13 protein-coding genes are annotated in these 19,383 nt (G+C 40.2%); 7 read left to right on the plus strand and 6 right to left on the minus strand.

Annotated elements, in window-relative coordinates:
• Positions 1 to 63: 63 nt before the first annotated feature.
• The gene (locus tag F936_RS03605) at positions 64 to 714 is read right to left on the minus strand and encodes an HAD family hydrolase (RefSeq protein WP_005044982.1); all 651 of its coding nucleotides are present in this window, start codon (positions 712 to 714) and stop codon (positions 64 to 66) included.
• Between the two features lie 182 nt (positions 715 to 896).
• Here F936_RS03605 and F936_RS03610 point away from each other — a divergent pair, with 182 nt between their 5' ends.
• The 3 genes from F936_RS03610 to katG all read left to right on the plus strand — a co-directional run bounded on the left by F936_RS03610 (position 897) and on the right by katG (position 6,451).
• Entirely contained in the window at positions 897 to 1,382 is a 486-nt protein-coding gene (locus F936_RS03610; protein ID WP_003654696.1) for an RNA pyrophosphohydrolase, read from the plus strand.
• 84 nt (positions 1,383 to 1,466) lie between these two features.
• On the plus strand, positions 1,467 to 3,761 hold the full coding sequence (gene ptsP, locus F936_RS03615) for a phosphoenolpyruvate--protein phosphotransferase (protein ID WP_005044984.1): 2,295 nt from the start codon (positions 1,467 to 1,469) through the stop codon (positions 3,759 to 3,761).
• A gap of 533 nt (positions 3,762 to 4,294) precedes the next feature.
• A complete protein-coding gene (gene katG, locus F936_RS03620) occupies positions 4,295 to 6,451 on the plus strand; it encodes a catalase/peroxidase HPI (protein ID WP_005044985.1) in 2,157 nt (718 codons plus the stop codon).
• A gap of 75 nt (positions 6,452 to 6,526) precedes the next feature.
• Here katG and F936_RS03625 read toward each other — a convergent pair whose 3' ends face one another.
• Positions 6,527 to 7,579 carry an MBL fold metallo-hydrolase gene (locus F936_RS03625; protein ID WP_005044986.1) on the minus strand — a complete coding sequence of 351 codons (1,053 nt, stop codon included), beginning with the start codon at positions 7,577 to 7,579 and terminating at the stop codon, positions 6,527 to 6,529.
• 656 nt (positions 7,580 to 8,235) lie between these two features.
• Here F936_RS03625 and hcaR point away from each other — a divergent pair.
• Entirely contained in the window at positions 8,236 to 9,141 is a 906-nt protein-coding gene (gene hcaR, locus F936_RS03630; protein WP_004640965.1) for a DNA-binding transcriptional regulator HcaR, read from the plus strand.
• Positions 9,142 to 9,407: 266 nt separating this feature from the next.
• Positions 9,408 to 10,085, plus strand: coding sequence for a DUF1345 domain-containing protein (locus F936_RS03635; protein WP_005044987.1), 678 nt, complete (start codon positions 9,408 to 9,410; stop codon positions 10,083 to 10,085).
• Between the two features lie 56 nt (positions 10,086 to 10,141).
• Here F936_RS03635 and F936_RS03640 read toward each other — a convergent pair whose 3' ends face one another.
• The 4 genes from F936_RS03640 to F936_RS03655 all read right to left on the minus strand — a co-directional run bounded on the left by F936_RS03640 (position 10,142) and on the right by F936_RS03655 (position 13,165).
• The gene (locus tag F936_RS03640; protein ID WP_005044988.1) at positions 10,142 to 10,747 is read right to left on the minus strand and encodes a glutathione S-transferase family protein; all 606 of its coding nucleotides are present in this window, start codon (positions 10,745 to 10,747) and stop codon (positions 10,142 to 10,144) included.
• 49 nt (positions 10,748 to 10,796) lie between these two features.
• Positions 10,797 to 11,489 (minus strand): helix-turn-helix transcriptional regulator, encoded by a 693-nt coding sequence (locus F936_RS03645; protein WP_003654689.1) that lies wholly within the window; start codon positions 11,487 to 11,489, stop codon positions 10,797 to 10,799.
• A gap of 72 nt (positions 11,490 to 11,561) precedes the next feature.
• Complete coding sequence (locus tag F936_RS03650) at positions 11,562 to 12,236, minus strand: HAD-IA family hydrolase (RefSeq protein ID WP_005044991.1); 675 nt, start codon at positions 12,234 to 12,236, stop codon at positions 11,562 to 11,564.
• Positions 12,233 to 13,165 (minus strand): RluA family pseudouridine synthase, encoded by a 933-nt coding sequence (locus F936_RS03655; protein WP_005044994.1) that lies wholly within the window; start codon positions 13,163 to 13,165, stop codon positions 12,233 to 12,235. Before F936_RS03655 ends, F936_RS03650 begins: the two co-directional genes overlap by 4 nt.
• A gap of 721 nt (positions 13,166 to 13,886) precedes the next feature.
• Between F936_RS03655 and F936_RS03660 the strand changes: the two genes are divergently transcribed.
• Together F936_RS03660 and F936_RS03665 are read left to right on the plus strand one after the other, a co-directional pair.
• On the plus strand, positions 13,887 to 17,231 hold the full coding sequence (locus tag F936_RS03660) for an Rne/Rng family ribonuclease (RefSeq protein WP_005044996.1): 3,345 nt from the start codon (positions 13,887 to 13,889) through the stop codon (positions 17,229 to 17,231).
• Between the two features lie 191 nt (positions 17,232 to 17,422).
• Positions 17,423 to 19,264: a long-chain-acyl-CoA synthetase gene (locus tag F936_RS03665; protein WP_005044997.1), complete on the plus strand. Its 1,842-nt coding sequence runs from the start codon at positions 17,423 to 17,425 to the stop codon at positions 19,262 to 19,264.
• Positions 19,265 to 19,383 lie beyond the last annotated feature (119 nt).

Here is a 19,383-nt window from a genome sequence, read left to right on the forward strand (position 1 = left end):
TATAACTAATTAAGAGTTGGAAGACCTCAAAGCTTTACAAGCTACTCTTCCAACTCCACAATCTTAAATCGACCAGTCTTGAATTTCCCAGCTATTTTCTTGAGCCAGCTTTTCAAGGCGATCATCAGGATTTACTGCAATCGCATGGGTCGCATATTCAAGTAAAAAGCGATCGTTGATTGAGTCTGAATATGCCCAAGATTCAGATACACTGCGTCCAGCCAACCATTCGTCGAGACGTGCAAGTTTACCTTTTTGATAACACGCCAAACCCGCAACTTTACCTGTATATTTCCCATCTGCAACTTCAGCATTCGTTGCCAAAATTTCGGTAATGCCAAATTCACGGAAAATTGGCGCAGTAATAAAATCACTTGTTGCCGTAATCCCAACAATTGTATGTCCAAGGTCCTGATGCTTTTTGATTGCATCAAAACCTTTTGGACGCATTTGTGGACGAATAACTTTTTGCATGAACAATTGGTGAAGCTCGGTTAAGTAGTTATTGTCGTGCTTTGTTAAAAATCCAAAGACAAATTCATTATAAGCATAAGGGTCAAGTTGCCCTGCTTTGTAATCTTCATAAAATTTATCATTCATCTGACGATGATGAACCGGATCAACCAAACCTTCATTGACTAAAAATTCACCCCACGAGTGGTCTGAATCGGTATTTAACAAGGTATGGTCTAAATCAAACAACGCCAGTTTCATGAAAATTCTCGTTTAAACTGAAATTTAAGAAAAAAAATGTAAATCTATCTCCGCTAGTCGATAGAAATTCGTTAAGATCGTAGCAATTTAAACATTTTACTTTGATCTTTTCGAGCTGGACATAAAAAAGTGTTTGTCCCCGCGATTAAAGTCAACGATATAGACAATATTTAGGTAGCCAAATGATCGATTCAGAAGGTTTCCGACCGAATGTCGGGATCATTTTGGCAAACGATGATGGACAGGTTTTATGGGCAAAGCGCATTGGTCACAATGCTTGGCAATTTCCACAAGGAGGCATTCAGTTTGGAGAAACCCCTGAACAGGCACTTTTTCGAGAACTGAGAGAAGAAATCGGCTTATTGCCCGAACATGTCCAGATTATTGCGCAAACCAAAGGATGGCTGCGTTATCGTTTGCCACATAGGTACATTCGGTCAGACTCTGACCCCGTATGTATCGGACAGAAACAAAAATGGTTTTTACTGAAATTGACTGCGCATGCAAGAAATATTCAGTTAGACCTCTCTGACCCACCCGAATTCGATGAATGGCAGTGGGTTAGCTATTGGTATCCTCTTGGACAAGTGGTGAACTTCAAGCGTGATGTTTATCGCAAAGCCATGGTGGAGTTGTGTACACAGTTGCCGATGCAACAATTACCCTAAAAATCATTTATCTAGCAAATGATTTTTATTGAAAGTGCTGTTATAAATACATTCATAGTCTAAAAAATACTGGAGTATACATCCATGTCAAACATGCAACTCGACACTCTACGGCGCATTGTCCAAGAAGTTAATGCGTCCGTCAGTTTGCATGAATCATTAGACACCATGGTCAATCAGGTTGCTGAGGCCATGAAAGTGGATGTTTGCTCTATTTATTTACTCGATGAACGCAATCAGCGCTATGTATTGATGGCCTCTAAAGGCTTAAATCCAGAATCTGTGGGCCATGTTTCACTGCAACTCGGTGAAGGCTTGGTTGGTCTGGTCGGGCAACGTGAAGAAATAGTTAACCTTGACAATGCACCAAAACATGAGCGTTTCATGTATTTACCTGAAACAGGTGAAGAAATTTACAACTCATTCCTCGGCGTACCTGTCATGTATCGCCGTAAGGTTATGGGTGTTTTGGTTGTACAAAACAAACTTCCTCAAGATTTTAGCGAAGCAGCCGAGTCATTTTTAGTTACTTTGTGTGCCCAGCTTTCTGGTGTTATTGCCCATGCTCACGCGGTTGGAAATATTGACGTATTTCGTAAACCAAGTAATGGCCCTGCCTATAAAACCTTTCAAGGTGCTTCAGGTGCAGGCGGTGTTGCTTTAGGTCGCGCTATTATTTTATATCCACCTGCCGATTTGGGTTCAGTACCTGACCGTGAAGCAGAAGATATTAGTCATGAACTTCGACTTTTAGATCAAGCCATTTCATCAGTTCGTTCAGAGATTCGTTCTTTAGATGAAAAAATGCATGATTCATTAATGGCAGAAGAACGCGCTTTATTTAGTGTTTTCTTAAGAATGCTAGATGAAAATGCATTGCCGGCAGAAATTAAAGAACTCATTCGTGACGGACATTGGGCACAAGGGGCTGTGCGTCGTGTCATTGAAAAGCACACTGCCCTATTTGCACAAATGGAAGATGACTATCTTCGTGAGCGAGTTTCTGATCTTAAAGATTTAGGCCGTCGTATTTTAGCCTCGCTGCAAGAAGAAGATTCTAGCCACCGTGAGCTAAGCCCAGACAGTATTTTAATTGGTGAAGAAATTAGTACTGCGGCACTAGTCGAACTACCAGTTGATAATATTGCGGCGATCGTAACCTCAGAAGGTGCTGCCAACTCACACATGGTGATTGTGGCTCGAGCACTAGGAATTCCAACTGTGGTTGGCGTCACTGAGCTGCCAGTTAACACACTTGATGATGCAGAAATGATTGTGGATGCTTATCAAGGCCGTATTTTTGTAAATCCTCCACGTCGTTTACGCCAACGTTACAAAGAAATTCAAAAAGAAGATGAGCAGATCGCAAAAGATCTCAAACAATACGAGACAAGAGAAGCGATTACTCCAGATGGTGTATCTGTTCCACTTTACGTAAACACAGGCCTTATGATTGATGTGGTTCGCGGTGTACAACGCGGTGCTCAAGGTGTGGGTCTATACCGAAGTGAAATTCCATTCATGTTAAGGGAACGTTTCCCTGGTGAAGAAGAACAACGTGCAATCTATCGTCAACAATTGAGTCACTTCGCCAACAAACCTGTGGTAATGCGAACTCTGGATATTGGTGCCGATAAAGACTTGCCTTACTTCAGTATTGAAGAAGAAAACTCGGCATTAGGATGGCGTGGTATTCGTTTCACGCTCGATCATCCCGAGATTTTTTCGTCACAAATTCGCGCAATGCTCAAAGCCAGTATTGGTTTAAATAATTTGCATATTTTATTGCCAATGGTGACTACAGTAAGTGAAGTCGAAGAAGTACTTTATTTACTTGAGCGTGACTGGATGGCGGTGCAAGAAGAAGAGCAAGTTAAAATTACCAAGCCAAAAATTGGAATTATGGTTGAGGTACCAAGCGTACTACTACAAATTGATGAGTTTGCTAAACTTGTCGATTTCTTCTCGGTCGGTTCAAATGACTTAACTCAATATTTACTTGCAGTTGACCGTAATAATCCACATGTGGCAAACGTTTACTCGCACTTCCACCCATCCGTTCTACGTGCTTTAACTCGCTTAGTTAAAGAATGTCATGAATACAAAAAACCTATTAGTATTTGTGGTGAAATGGCAGGTGATCCATTATCGGCAATTCTGCTCATGGCGATGGGCTTTAATACCCTTTCAATGAGTTCGAGTAACATTTTGCGAGTACGAAAAGCAATTTGTCATGTACCTATGACAGATGCACAAAAACTACTTGATGATGTTATGAAAATGAATAATCCACTCATTGTAAAAAGCTGGCTTGAGTACTACTTTAAAACTCACGGTTTAGCAGATATGGTCAAATCAAATCGAATCGTAAATGTTTAATATATAAACAATAAAGGAGAGCAATGCTCTCCTTTATTTATTTTAGATAGCTTCTACGATCACTGAATATAAAAATTTCTTTTCACTCTCAGTTCTACCCTACTTTTTAAATTAAACAAAAATACAATCGGTTTTTCAAATCAATACTTCCAGTTTAATCCATTTGAAAAATAAGACTTCTACTTCTAGTATATTTAAAGAGCGTTATTAAAAGGTCTTACTTACGTTGTTCCAACAATTGAAGAGGTAATTCTATGCATCATTATTTACAGCCTTCAGCTTATTTTTCCTCTTGTTTTTTCACCTTCATACAGTAAATTGGAGGAATAACAATTAAAGGAATCTGATGCATTATTAAATAAAAAATAATGAGCTAACATCTCAGTGAAAAGAATTTTTAAACGGTTTCTCTCACCATTTGTTCACTCATTTCTTTATTTGATAAACATGAGTTTTTAACCCAGAAGTCCAGGAAAATGAGCCCTACTACTTTATCAAGAGCTCAATAATTATTACCCAGAGAGAATATAACCATGTCAGACGAATCAAAATGTCCTTTTTCAGGTCATAACTCAAAACCGGAAGTAACGGTCGGTGGTGGTACGCCTAGTTTACATTGGTGGCCAAAACAATTACGCGTTGACTTGCTCAATCAACATTCAGAACGTTCTAATCCACTTGGTAAAGATTTTAATTACCGCGAAGAATTTAAAAAAATTGACTACTACGCACTCAAAGCTGATATCAAAAATGTGTTAACCGATTCCCAAGATTGGTGGCCAGCCGATTGGGGAAATTATACAGGCTTATTTATTCGTTTAGCATGGCATGCTGCTGGTACATATCGTATGGGCGATGGCCGTGGTGGCGCTGGTCGCGGCCAACAACGTTTTGCACCATTAAATAGTTGGCCTGACAATGCGAGCTTAGATAAAGCACGCCGCTTGCTATGGCCAGTTAAACAAAAATACGGTCAAAAAATATCGTGGGCAGATTTATTTATTCTTGCGGGTAACATTGCGCTTGAGTCTTCTGGCTTCCGTACCTTTGGTTTTGGTGCGGGTCGTGAAGATGTTTGGGAACCAGACAACGATGTAAACTGGGGCGATGAAAAAGAATGGTTAGCTCATCGTAACTCTGAAGCATTGGAAGGCAGCAATCTAGCTGCAACTGAAATGGGTCTAATTTATGTGAACCCTGAAGGTCCACAAGCCAGTGGCGATCCAAAATCGGCTGCACCATTTATTCGTGCGACTTTCGGCAACATGGCAATGGATGATGAAGAAATTGTTGCATTGATTGCTGGCGGTCATACCTTAGGTAAAACTCATGGTGCTGGCTCTGCTGATCATGTTCAGGCTGATCCTGAAGGAGCACCAATTGAACAGATGGGCTTTGGCTGGTCAAATAGCTTTGGCACAGGTGTTGGTAAAGACGCAATCACTTCTGGCTTAGAAGTTATTTGGTCGCAAACTCCAACCCAATGGAGCAATTACTTCTTTGAAAACCTATTCAAATACGAGTGGGTACAAGAACGTTCACCTGCTGGTGCAATTCAATGGGTAGCAGCAGATGCTGAAGCGATCATCCCAGATCCATTCGACCCATCAATTAAACGTAAGCCAACAATGCTCACTACAGATTTGACCTTACGTTTTGATCCTGAGTTTGAAAAGATCTCTCGTCGCTTCCATAACGACCCACAAGCTTTCGCTAATGCTTTTGCCCGTGCATGGTTTAAATTAACTCACCGCGATATGGGTCCAAAAGCACGTTATTTAGGTCCAGAAATTCCTGCTGAGGACTTAATTTGGCAAGATCCATTACCGACTGCCAGCGCTATACCATCTTCTGCTAGCATTGCTGATGCTAAAGCGAAAATTGTTGCGCTGGGACTATCTGCTGGAGAGTTGGTTTCTCTTGGTTGGGCTTCAGCCTCAACTTTCCGTGGTGGAGATAAACGCGGTGGTGCAAACGGCGCACGCATTGCTTTATCGCCACAACGTGATTGGGAAGTAAACCAAAAAGCGATTGAGACTTTAACTAAAATTGAAGAAATCAAAGCATCAACTCAATTGTCATTAGCTGATTTAATTGTTCTCGCAGGTAACGTTGGTGTAGAGCAAGCTGCTCAAGCGGCAGGCTTCAATATTAGCATTCCATTTGCCCCTGGTCGTGTTGATGCTTTACAAAGTCAAACTGATGTCGAATCTTTCCAATTACTCCTCGGCCTTGCTGATGGTTTTAGAAATTGGAAAAAAGAGGGAGTTAATGCAGCAACTGAAGCATTATTAATTGATAAAGCACAACAACTGACTTTGACTGCACCAGAGTTAACTGCATTGGTTGGTGGTTTACGTGTACTAAGTACCAACTGGGATGGTTCACAACACGGCGTATTCACTCAGCAAGTTGGTGTACTCAGCACAGACTTCTTCACGAACTTACTCGACATGTCTACGGTGTGGGCACCTGTTGATTCATCGAACGAAGTATTTGAAGGCAAAGACCGTAAAACAGGTGCAGTAAAATTTACTGCAACACGTAATGATTTAGTCTTCGGTTCAAATTCAATCTTGCGTGCCTTAGCAGAAGTTTATGCTCAGGCAGATGGTAAAGAAAAATTTGTTCAAGACTTTGTAGCTGCATGGACTAAAGTCATGAATCTTGACCGTTTTGACTTAGCTTAATTTAGGTCAAAATAATAAAAAGCCAGTTCAATTTGAACTGGCTTTTTAAATTTAAATATAAAGTGATCTAGGGGGTTACACAGTCAACTTATGCCCTTCACGAATGCAGTAAAAAGGATTAGCAAGCTTCGATGAAGCTTTGATCGCTTGTCCTAAAGCATGTTCTGGATCTTCCCGACCTTCATCAGTCAACTGGAAAGTCCGATAATGAATCGCAACAGAACGATGGGCCTGTAAATCGAAGTGTGCATGTAATGCATCTTGTGGATTCATGTGCACATAGCTCATCAAGGCCCGTGGCTCATAAGCACCTATTGGAAGCAAAGCAACACGCGGCGCCCCATAACGTGCATGTATTTGTTTGAAATGCCCTGCATAACCAGTGTCCCCTGCAAAAAAACAATGACCTGTTTTAGCAACAACCGAAAAGCCTCCCCAGAGTGCTTTATTTTGGTCACGTAGACCACGGCCCGATCCATGCTGTGCAGGTGTATAGATTATTCTTAATTCGTGATAGGGAATTTCTTGCCACCAATCCATCTCAATCACATGAAATTCTTTTGGTAGATAAAAACCATTCCCCAATCCTGTGTAAATCGGCATTGCAAATTTTTTATGCAACCAATCGAGTGTAGCCAAGTCCATATGGTCATAGTGATTATGGCTGAGTAAAACACCATGAATAGTCGGTAATTGCTCTAACGCAAAACCCGCAGGGCATACACGGCGTGGTCCACGACCATGTAAAGGGCTTGCATAATCACACCATACTGGGTCAGTAATAAAGTTATAAAGTCCGATCTGAATTAATACTGTAGCATGCCCAACAAACCAAACTTGCCAATCATCCAAATCTGCATGTGGTCGATTTTGAGGTAAAGCCACGGCTGTATTTATACGGGTTTCATATTCACTTTGAATATCAACATTCCATGTATAAGACTCACGAGTGGCTAACCAACGTAATAGCTCTTTTGAGCCCCTAGCCGGTAATTTAGGTTGTTGGTTATAAAAACGTGTATCTGATTCACGCCCTGACTCGGGATGATAAAAAGGAGGTTTTATCCATGTATGCGTCCAACAGGACTGAGTCGGCAATTGATATGTTAATGTCGGCTTGTCTTTCATGGGCTTTTCTATGCTTTAGCATCGGCAGAATGGATGTGTTCAGGTTTCTATCTTAACAATTAAAACAAATTAAGCTATGGCACTTACACTTATTTATCATATAAATATCCTTTTTATTGTGGTCACAGCCAACATAAGTTGAATTAGCTTGCCATAAAAAATACATAGATGTGTTGGGTTTATGCGTCGATAATTACCATTCTTATTAAGAGCACTTGTATAACATAACAATAAGTAAGCTACCGAAAGTAGCCATAGAACTACTGTGCTCCACTACCCTAGTCCTAATTTTTTCAGCCTAAAGCGTCTTCAACATATAGAGAAGAAAATATTTAGTAACAATTTCAAATTAATAGTTCTAAGAAAAGTACATTTATAAATTTATTTTATTACTCTCCACTTTTGCATAATATGAGAATCAATCATATTAATATTTAAAACATTTAAATATTTCTTTGATTAAGTAAAGATAATGCATCCAACATCTAACAATTAATATATTTTATGAATTATTAAAACCCAGCTCCCCATATTAAATCCTTAATGAAAATCAAAATTCCATTTATTTTATAAATATCTAAAGTATCTTCACGCTATATCCCTTTATGCTTTATACTTCACATAAATCATAGTAAGACATTTTTTGGATTAGTCTTATGGAACTACGCCACCTCCGATATTTCATTACCGTTGCTGAAGAATTAAATTTTAGTAAAGCCGCTCTTAAACTTTTTACCGCACAACCCTCCCTTAGCCAACAGATTAAAGATTTAGAAGAAGATGTTGGTGTACGACTTTTAAATCGCACTAAACGTAAAGTTGAGTTAACCGAAGAAGGCGTAGTATTTTTAGAACATGCTCGCCTCACCCTTGCTCAAGCTGAAAAAGCAGTTGCTCTAGCAAGACAGGTTTCTAAGGCTAAACAACAACTGTTACGTATCGGTTTTGTCCCCATTGCAGAAATGAAAATTTTCCCTTACGTTCTTCCCAATCTGCGATTACAGCACCCCGATCTAATCATTGAATTATCTAACCTAAACAATACTGAACAACTTAAAGCCTTAAAAAAAGGTGAGTTGGACATTACCTTTACCCGAGAAAATACAAATAGTGATGAGATCCAAAGCCAATTTGTTTTGACTGAACCCCTGATTTTTTTACTTCCTAAAAATCATCCACTTACTCAATATGACCGAATTCCTGTCCATGCCTTACAAGGCGTTGATTTTATTATTCCTGCTGCCGAGCAGTCACAAACATTACATAACACTATTCTAGACTTTGCCAAAACTCACAATATTGACCTCAATATTGTTCAAAAAGCAGATAGCATGTTGTTTAATATTAACTCTCTTGGTTCTGGATTAGGTTGTACTATTTTACCTGCCTACGTGGCACCTTTAGGAATCAAAAATACGGTAGTCCGCCCACTTGATATCGAGTTACCAACGCTGGATTTATTCGTAAATTACCGTAAAAACTCACAGTCTTTAGGCGTCCAAAAGTTCATTGACCAACTCACGAAAGTATTTCATCTAGATAAAAACTTAACTCACACTTAATCAGAAAAGCTATATTTTATTTTTAAGTAGATGATTAATAAGAACACCTTTATAAAAAGTATAAGTAAATATTATTTTTTATTTATTCTATACTTTTTATAAACATTTTAACCCATGCTTTTGTTCTATTTTACCTACTCGGCAAAGTAAATATCTCTTAAATATAATTAAAAAGATTGGAATAAAATCTATATAAAACTGGATATTATTTTCACCATTCAATAAAAAATAATATATTTACCATGTGGTAAAAGGAGATTAGAAAAATGGTTGCAGTATTTCAACATCTTGGACGTAGTGTACGAAACCGCCCTCATTTCTTTATTGCTTTATTTATGGGACTTATCACAGCAAGTATTTTGACATGGTTAACTTCATGGAAATGGTCAACTATTTTATTAGTCAGCTGGAATGCTTCTGTTAGCGTATATCTATTATATATTTTGCAACTTATGAAAAGTTGCGATCATTCAAAAATGCAACAGCAAGCCAAAAAACAAGATGAAAGCAAATGGGTCATTATGCTGATTGTTTTATTAGCTTTAGCCATGTGTTTAGTCGCTATTCTCATCCAACTCTCACAGCTTCCTTCTGAGAGTTCTGCAAAGCTAGGGCACGTAGCTTTAGCTTTATTAACAATTGTTTCTGCATGGTTGTTTATGCATAGCGTTTTTGCTCTACATTACGCACATGATTTCTATATGGCTTTGTCTAGAAATGAAGAAAATGGCGGTTTAGATTTCCCCGGAACAGAACATCCAACTTATCCCGACTTTTTATACTTTAGTTATATTATTGGTACCTCTGCTCAAACTGCTGATGTTTCAATTACCACCAAACATATGCGGCTTTTAAATTTATTTCACGCCGTGTTGTCATTTGGTTTCAACACCACAATTTTAGCGATTTGTATTAACATTGCTGCTGGCTTTCTTACCAACTAACTTCTTATTTATAAAAACAAAAAGTCATCCGTTTGGATGACTTTTTACTTAAAAGCTTAGCTGGAGAAAACCGCACCTAACGCTTGCAAACTTTCACGCTGCTGAATTGCTTCAACATAACGTGTAATGGCTGGATGTGATTCAATCGCACCCATTTTCAATTGCCATAAAAGCATTGCTCCAACACTTACATCTGCTGCGGTAAATTGTTCGCCACACACATACGGATTTGCTTCACTCAAGCCTTGCACTAAAGCTTGGTAAGCATCGTTATAATCACCATAGCCAACAAACATTTTTTGCTCAGGAGATACCTCTATTCCGAGGGCTTTATCAACGCCTGCAGCTTCCCATGGACCTGCCATCACAAATAACCAGCGATAGTACAAACCACGTTTAGGGTCATCTAATGCCGGAGCCAACCCCTTGTCGAAAAATTTATCAGCCAGATAAGCACAGATCGCGCCTAGCTCATAAATCACGACATCACCATCCACCAATACTGGCACTTTTCCAAAAGGGTTAATTTTTAGATATTCCGGTGTTTTCATTTCAGTCTTATATGCAACTTCAATGCGTTCACATTCAACACCTAATTCGACTAAAAGCCAGTCGACCACAACACCACGCGACTCTTTGTTAGTATAAAGTTTAAGGCTCATTTTTATGACTCCTTGTTTATCGTGGGTCCTAGTCTACAAAACCTCTTTGTCAGTTTTTGTCAGTAGTCTGCGATTCTTGTGCCCACCACTGCTGAAATAGTTGTTGCTTAAATGATGGGTATAATTCTTGGCTTAAACTCAGTTGTTGAATACGATCGAGTCGAAAATGTCGAAAATCCTGCCTTAGTTCACACCACGCAGCCAACACAATTTTGTCATTAAAGTATCCCAAGGCAAAAGGCCACAAGGTTCGAACACTACTTCGTTGCTGCTCATCATGATAATGCATCGAGATTTTGACTTGCTGCCGAATAGCTAAACGCACCTGTTCGACTCGATTTTCATCCACAGGCAGCCATGTATTAAACGCTCTTAAAGTCGTTTGCTGTAATAAATATTGCCGATGTTCAGGCAAAACAGAATTCAATTTAGCTAATACTGATGTAGATGCCGATTGTAACGATTGATCTGGCACACTTTTCAACCAATACAATGCCAAAAAAATAGCTTCGACTTCATTTTCATTGAGTGTCATTGGTGGTAATACAATATCTTCTTTAAGCTGAAAACCGATACCTGCCGATGCCTCAATTTCTACACCCTGCTCACGTAAGCTATCTATATCCCGATAGATACTTCGCACACTAATTCCCATACGCTCAGCGAGAACTTGCGCAGTGACTGGATAACGGGCTTCACGGAGTTGTTGTAAAAGATTTAATAGGCGAATAGAACGGCTCATATCTCTCTTCTTATTGTTTTATTTAACTTTAGTTCAGGGGGAATCAATTCCCCCTTTTTGTATTATTCTAAATTAAGCCACATCTATTGTAGGTAACTGAGCATAATCTTTTAAAAAGTTATGAAGTTCCTGAACATCCTTGGCAATCGTTAAAGGCTGGAATTGTTGCAGCACTTCAATCGAATGAACTCCATAACCAACGCCAATTCGTGGCATGTTTAAACGCTGAGCCATCTCAAGGTCGTAGCTACTATCACCAATCATTACCGCACGCTCAACACTCACCCCAGTGACTGTTAATATTTCTTGCAACATGAGTGGATCTGGCTTTGATCGAGTTTCATTGGCTGCTCGAGTCACATCAAAAAGATGAGTACTCTGTGTTTTTGCGATTACACGATCTAACCCACGACGGTTTTTACCCGTCGCGACTGCAAGTTTTAAACCTTGAGCTTTTAAGTCATGTAAGAGCTCTGCAATACCATCAAACCATGCATCATTTGTAGAATTCGCAATATAGTGATCGCCATATGCTTTTAGAATTGAATCATGTAACTCAGGTGCTTCTGGGAATAAGGTTTGCATGACTTCAGGCAAGCCTAAACCAATAATGCTTTTTGCTGCTTCATCGGTTAAAGGTAATTCATGCTGCTCTGCCGCATGCTGCAAGCTAGCAACGATTTGCCCAACAGAGTTATATAAAGTCCCATCCCAGTCAAAAATAACTAATTCTGTTTTTAGACTCATTTTGCCACTCTCAAAGCCTTTAATAACTGGGTCATATCTTCTGGTAAAGGCGCTTCAATCGGTGGATAACCCGGAATATCTAAACGCATCGCATGTAAGCATAGACGACGTGCTTCAGGCCCAGTGTACGCTGTAGTGTGCCCATATTTATCATCGCCAATCAACGGGTGTCCAATGCTTAAACCATGCACACGGATCTGATGAGTACGACCTGACAAAGGTGACGCATGAATTAATGTTGCATTTTTAAAGCGCTCTGCTACAACCCATTCAGTTTTACTTGGTTTGCCATCTTTAGTCACACGTACACGACGCTCGCCATTTGCCAGTTCATATCGCAATAAAGGCGCATCAATCAGTTGTTTATCTAGGCTCACTTGACCTTTAACAATCGCAGCATAGGTCTTACGAATTTTGTGCTCACGCAACATATCTTGTAGTTGTTTTAAAGTGCTACGTTTTTTACTAATCATGACCAGACCTGAAGTATCACGGTCAATACGATGAATAAGTTCTAAATATTTTTTGCCAGTCGCTGCGCGTAATGCCTCAATCAAACCATATGCCATACCACTGCCACCATGGACAGCAATACCTGACGGCTTATTAACAACTAATAGACCTTCATCTTCATAGACGATACGGCTTAATAAGCTTTGTGCTACATTGTCACTAACAGGAGCGGTTGTTTCATCTTTTTGTTCATAACGAATTGGAGCAACACGAATCTGATCGCCAATCTCAAGTTTAGTCTCAGCTTTAACACGTTTTTTATTTACTCGAACCTGACTTTCACGAATCAAACGATAAATACGACTTTTAGGTACACCTTTTAAACGCGAGAACAGGAAATTATCAATTCGCTGTCCTGCTTGATGTTCATCCACCTCAAACCAAGTGACACTTTGCCATTGCTGTGTAGAATTCATACTAATATTTAAACCTGAAATTTTGCTAAATTTGATTAATAAATGACCGTTTAGCTTAGTTTTTTCACAAGAAATCTAAGCTTAGCCCATAGGCAGATGCTGCAAGGTTTGATATAGTCAGCGCACGGATACCGCCGTAAGTGAACATCTAATAGGGAATTTCCCTGATTGAAACCTCAATCAAAATGATGCTTTCACCATCAGCTCGGATAGGTCCTAAAGAATTATGCCGACGCCGAAGGCTTATTATATCGGCAAAATGACAAACTGTTGCGTTTAATTCAGTTTGTTCAAAAAAATATGTTACCAACTCTAGTTGGTTATGGAACGTAAACTGATACACATCAGACAAATCGCTCCTTAATGTTGCCTTCAGGCTAAAGCGTTGATGCATTGGAACTGCCGAAAGCACCGATACGATGAACATTCCGTATCAAACTTCTAAAAAGAAGTCACTTCGCGCTCAATGACAGTGAAAGTCATTAACCAATGTACCGCTCACCCGCCAGTGAAGCACTAAGGAAGTCCGATTTAAAGGTTGAAGCAGTATTGCCTACATCACAGACGAGAATCGAAGTTCAGGCTAAATGTAGCCGGTAACAGATGACTCAGACCACAAATATTTTGAGATCTGGGAAATGATCCGTCATGTTCGATGTTCGTTCAGAACCTTTAAGTTTGTGCGATATGTTTGTGTGGGTCACTATTAGGTGTCACACCCATGAAACGTATGTTGATTAATGCAACTCACGCAGAAGAAGTCCGCGTTGCACTTATCACTGGTAATCGTCTTTACGATTTTGATTTAGAAAATCGTACCCGAGAACAGAAAAAATCCAATATCTATAAAGGCCATGTAACCCGCGTAGAACCTTCTTTAGAAGCTGTGTTTGTTGAATATGGCGCAGGCCGTCAAGGCTTCTTGTCTATGCGTGAAATTGCGAACAGCTATTTCCAAGCAGACCCGCGACAAACTTCAAACATTCGTGAACTCATCACTGAAGGTACTGAATTACTTGTTCAGGTTGAAAAAGAAGAACGTGGTAACAAAGGCGCTGCCCTTTCTACATTCATTTCACTTGCAGGACGTTATTTGGTTCTTATGCCAAACAACCCGAAAGGCGGTGGTATTAGCCGTCAAATTTCAGGTTCTGTGCGTGAAGAATTAAAAGAAATTTTAGCTTCTTTAAATTTACCTCGCGGCATGAGCGTTATTGTGCGTACCGCAGGTATTGGCCGTACTCAAGAAGAATTACAGTTAGATTTACAGCATTTGCTCGACCTTTGGGCACAAATCCAAGGCACAGCAAGTTCTGGTCCGTCTCCAATGCTTGTTCACCAAGAAGCTGGTGTAGTAACTCGTGCTATCCGCGATTACTTACGTGATGACGTTGCAGAAATTTTAATTGATAGCGAACAAGCCTATAACGAAGCTTATAACTTTGTTAAAGCAGTAATGCCTCGTCAATTAGACAAACTTAAAACTTATACTTTAAACGAGCCATTGTTTGCTCATTTTGGTATTGAAAGCCAAATTCAAACTGCTTACGAGCGTGAAGTAAAACTTCCTTCTGGTGGTTCAATCGTAATTGACCAGACCGAAGCTTTAGTTTCAATCGACATTAACTCTGCGAAATCGACTCGTGGACATGACGTTGAAGAAACTGCGCTTAATACAAACCTAGAAGCAGCAGAAGAAATTGCTCGCCAACTTCGTCTTCGTGACATTGGCGGTTTAGTTGTGATCGACTTTATTGACATGACTAAAGAACGCAACCAACGCATGGTTGAAGCAAAACTTCGTGAAGCAACACAAAGCGACCGTGCACGTATCCAGTTTGGCCAATTATCTCGTTTTGGCTTAATGGAAATGAGCCGTCAACGTTTACGTCCATCACTTGAAGAAGCAACTGGATATGTTTGTCCACGCTGTCATGGCACAGGTATGGTCCGTGACTTACGCTCACTTTCGCTTTCAATTATGCGTAAAGTAGAAGAAATTGCACTTCGTGAACGTCATGGTGAAGTACAAGTAGAAGTTCCTGTTGAAATTGCAGCGTTCTTACTCAATGAAAAACGCCATAGCCTTGTTTATTTAGAACAAACTTCTAGTGTTCGTGTGACTATTTTACCTCACCCACACTTAGAAACACCTCATTATGAAATTCAGTACAATCCAGATGGATTTGCACCATCTAGCTATGAGCGTACTGAAGCAACTCGTTCAAGCGAGAAAGAGTTAGGTTATGAATCTTCTGAATGGCATTTAGAAGAAGCTGATCATGGCCATGCTCATGCAGCTCCTGCTGCAAACAACACAGCTGGTCAAAAGAAAGTAAATCAACCAGCTCAACCTGCTGCTGCTCAACCAAGCACTCAAAAAGCAGCGAGCCCTTGTGCATGGTTAGAGAACCTTTTTGTTCAAAAACAAGCTAAAACTGTTGACCAATCTCGTTCGGCACAGAACGCTGCTGCGTCAATTGAACAAATGGTGAATACTGGCGCTGTAAGCCGTGGCCAGTTTGGACAAGTCGTAGTACCAGCAGTTGCTGAAGTTGTTTCAGCGCCATCTAACAATGCTTATATTTCGCAATCTCCTGCTAAACAGGAAGTTCGTGAGAATGTTGAAAAAGACGAGAAAGTACAACAACGTCCAAACAACAAAAAACGTAAGCACAAAGAGCAACGTGAACAACATCACCATACTCAAGAGCCACAACAACAGCAGCAACAACCACAACAGGTTCATGAAGAAGTTGTACAGTTATCACGTCAAGAACAACGTGAGTTAAAACGTCAACAAAAACGTCCGCACCCTGATCAGCCACATCCACAACATCAAAATGATGGACAACAAACTGAAAATGCCGTGCCGCGTCGTGACCGTAATAATCAACAACGTCCGAACCGTCCGAATCGCCACCGCGATCCAAGCGTATTAAATGAAAATCAAAATGCGCCGGCACCAGTAGTTGTTGATGAGAAACAAATTAAGGTTGATTTGATCGATGCTCCAAAGCATGAAGTCATGAATACAGCCTTAGTGATCAATGTTGATCAGGCACAAAGCGAAATTATCGCTTTAACTCCTGAGCAGCCTGTTAAACGTACTGAAACAGCACCTGTTGTTGAAGTCGTTCAAGAGCCAGCTCCAGCACCTATTGCTGTTGTAGAAGAGACGGTAACTGCTGAAGCAGAAGAAACTACTCCTCCTCCAGCACACAACAAAAATCAACCGCAAATTCAACGTGCGAGTAATGATCCTCGTATGCGTCGCCGTGAACAACGCAACGCAAAACGTGCCAAAGCTGCGGTACCGTCTATTGCCCCATCGCAAATTCCAACTTTGGCGCAATACACAATTGGTAGCTTGATTCGTCATGTTTATGGTGAAGACTGCACAGTATTGATTGAACAGTTTGGTTTAGTTCCAACGTTTAATCGTGCATTGCTGAAATTTGCCGAACAGTACGCAAGTACTCTAGTAACAGAAGTCGCGTCTGATGCTGAAGACAAGAAGCCTGTTACTCGTGATGCAGAGCTTCCAAGCAACAAACCATCACAAGAAGCAGAGCCTGCGCCTGTACTTGCATTGACGCCACAAAAAGAGTCGACACCACGTGTTGCTAATGATCCACGTGAGCGTCGTCGTTTAGCAAAACTTGCTGCTGAACAAGCTTTTGAGCAAGTTAAACAACAACACTCTGCACCAGAAGAAGCTGCTCCTGTAGCTCCGGTTGTTGAAGAAACTGTTGTTGCTCCTGTTGCTGAAACGCAAGCACCTGTTGAGTCAAAACAACAACCGCTTGAGCTTGATCAGGTGACTGAAGTAGCGCAAAGTGAAACAAGCGCAGAAGAAGTACCAGCGACAACTGTGGTTGAAGCTCCGGCTGTGAAACAACCGAGAGCAAAAGCCAAAGCAGCCACTGAACAAGCTGTAGCACCCGTAGAAGCTAATGCAGAGGTTGAATCAGAAGATTCTAAGGCAGATCTGGACAAACCAAATCGCCCTCCTCGTCGTCCTCGTGGTCGTCCACCAAAGAAAGCAAATCCTGTAGCTGAGTAAATCATTTGCTCAATTGCAGCTAATTTAAACAAACCTAGTCATTTCGATGACTAGGTTTTTTTTGTTATTTTTAACCAATTAGGTTGATTGCACTAGAAGAAAAGTTTTAAAAGCATGGTGAACCATGAAAAATACTGTACTTTTGCCAACGCAACCTTTTTTGGATTGATCGAAAAATAAATAGGATTGATATGAGCCAGACAACACAGACCGATATCATTACGCTTGGTGATGTTGCAACAAGACTTCCTAGCTTCATCCCCAAAGTACCCCATATCCTGAATGGTCTTAAACAGGCTTACTTAAGAACAGTAAATACACCAACAGGATTAGGTGTAGCTTTTGAAAAAGCTGTTAAGCGAAATCCGCAAGGTATTGCATTATTATTTGAAGATCAAAGTTATTCTTATGAAGCTTTAAACGAATGGGCTAACCAGATTTCTCACTACTATCTCTCTCTCGGCGCACGTAAAGGTGACGTGATTGCAGTAATGGTTGAAAACCGTTCTGAACTTATTGCCACGATTGTAGGTTTAGCTAAAATTGGGGTAACTATTGCGCTGGTTAATACCTCTCAAGTAGGTAAAGTCCTCGCTCATAGTATCAATCTTGTCAAACCAATTGCCGTCATTGCAGGTGAAGAAGTTCGAGCAGTAATTGATGAAATTCGTCAGGACCTGAATGTTCCTAAAGATCGTTTCCATTGGTTTGCAGATCAAGCTACACGTCAAGATCAGGGAACAGCGCCTCAAGGTTATGCCAATCTTGCAAAAGAAATTGATCAGTTTCCAAAATTTAATCCATCAACCACAAATTCTGTTCATGGAAATGATGGTCTATTTTATATTTACACATCTGGCACAACAGGTTTACCAAAAGCTGTTGTTTTCAAACATAGTCGCTGGACGCTGGCATATGGCACCTATGGGCACATTTTGAACCTTGGTCCAGATGATGTGATGTATGTAACCTTACCGCTTTACCATGCAACAGGTGTGGTTGTGTGTTGGTGTGGGGTGATTGCAGGAAGTTCTACCCTTGCAATTCGACGTAAATATTCAACCAGTGCGTTCTGGAAAGATGTTCAGAAATTTAATGCCTCTGCAATTGGATATGTTGGAGAGCTTTGCCGCTATTTAATGGATGCCCCTACTACAGAAATTGACCGTGCTCACCGTGTAACCAAAATGATCGGCAATGGCATGCGTCCAAATATCTGGGATAAGTTCAAACAACGCTTTGGCGTCCAAGAAGTTCTTGAGCTTTATGCTTCAAGTGAGGGTAATGTCGGGTTTAGTAATATTTTTAACTTTGACAACACAGTCGGCTTCTCTCTTATGCCATACGCGGTCATTCAGTTTGATAAAGAAAAGAATGAGCCTGTACGCGATAAAAATGGCTGGTGTAAAAAAGTTAAAGCAGGTGAAGTTGGTTTGCTTGTAGGCAAAATTACCAGTCGCTTTCCTTTCGATGGCTATACCGATCCTGAAAAGAATAAATCTGTGATTATGCAAGATATCTTTAAAAAAGGTGATTCATATTTCAATACAGGTGATCTTGTCCGTAACATTGGTTTCCGTCATGCTCAATTTGTTGACCGCTTAGGAGATACCTTCCGCTGGAAAGGTGAAAATGTATCTACGACTGAAGTTGAAAACATGGTTTGTGAATACGACAAGATCGCTGAAGCGGTGGTCTATGGCGTAGAAATTCCAAATACCAATGGTCGTGCTGGTATGGCAGCAATCACACTTGCTGATGGTGCTGAGTTAAATGAGTCTGATTTAACAGAAATGGTAACGATATTTAAAAAATGCCTACCGGCTTACGCAGTACCCGTGTTTTTACGTGTGCAGGCTAAAGTTGAAACAACAGGTACTTTTAAATATCAAAAGAATAAATTGAAGGAAGATTCGTTTAATCCAGGCAAAACTTCTGAACGTTTACTCGCTTTATTACCTGGTGCGAACAGTTATTGTGACGTCACAACTGAAATTTTTGACAATATTCAGGCATATAAATACCGTTTTTAGTTCATTTTTTAGCTAAACAAGAGGAAATCGTGCTTTTTATAGGCAATCATGCAAATGTTTTTGATTTACCTCTTGTGTTAGTTGAATAACTTGCTAAAATACGCGACATCAAAACGATA

The organism is Acinetobacter calcoaceticus DSM 30006 = CIP 81.8 (genome assembly GCF_000368965.1).
Classification (GTDB): domain Bacteria; phylum Pseudomonadota; class Gammaproteobacteria; order Pseudomonadales; family Moraxellaceae; genus Acinetobacter; species Acinetobacter calcoaceticus.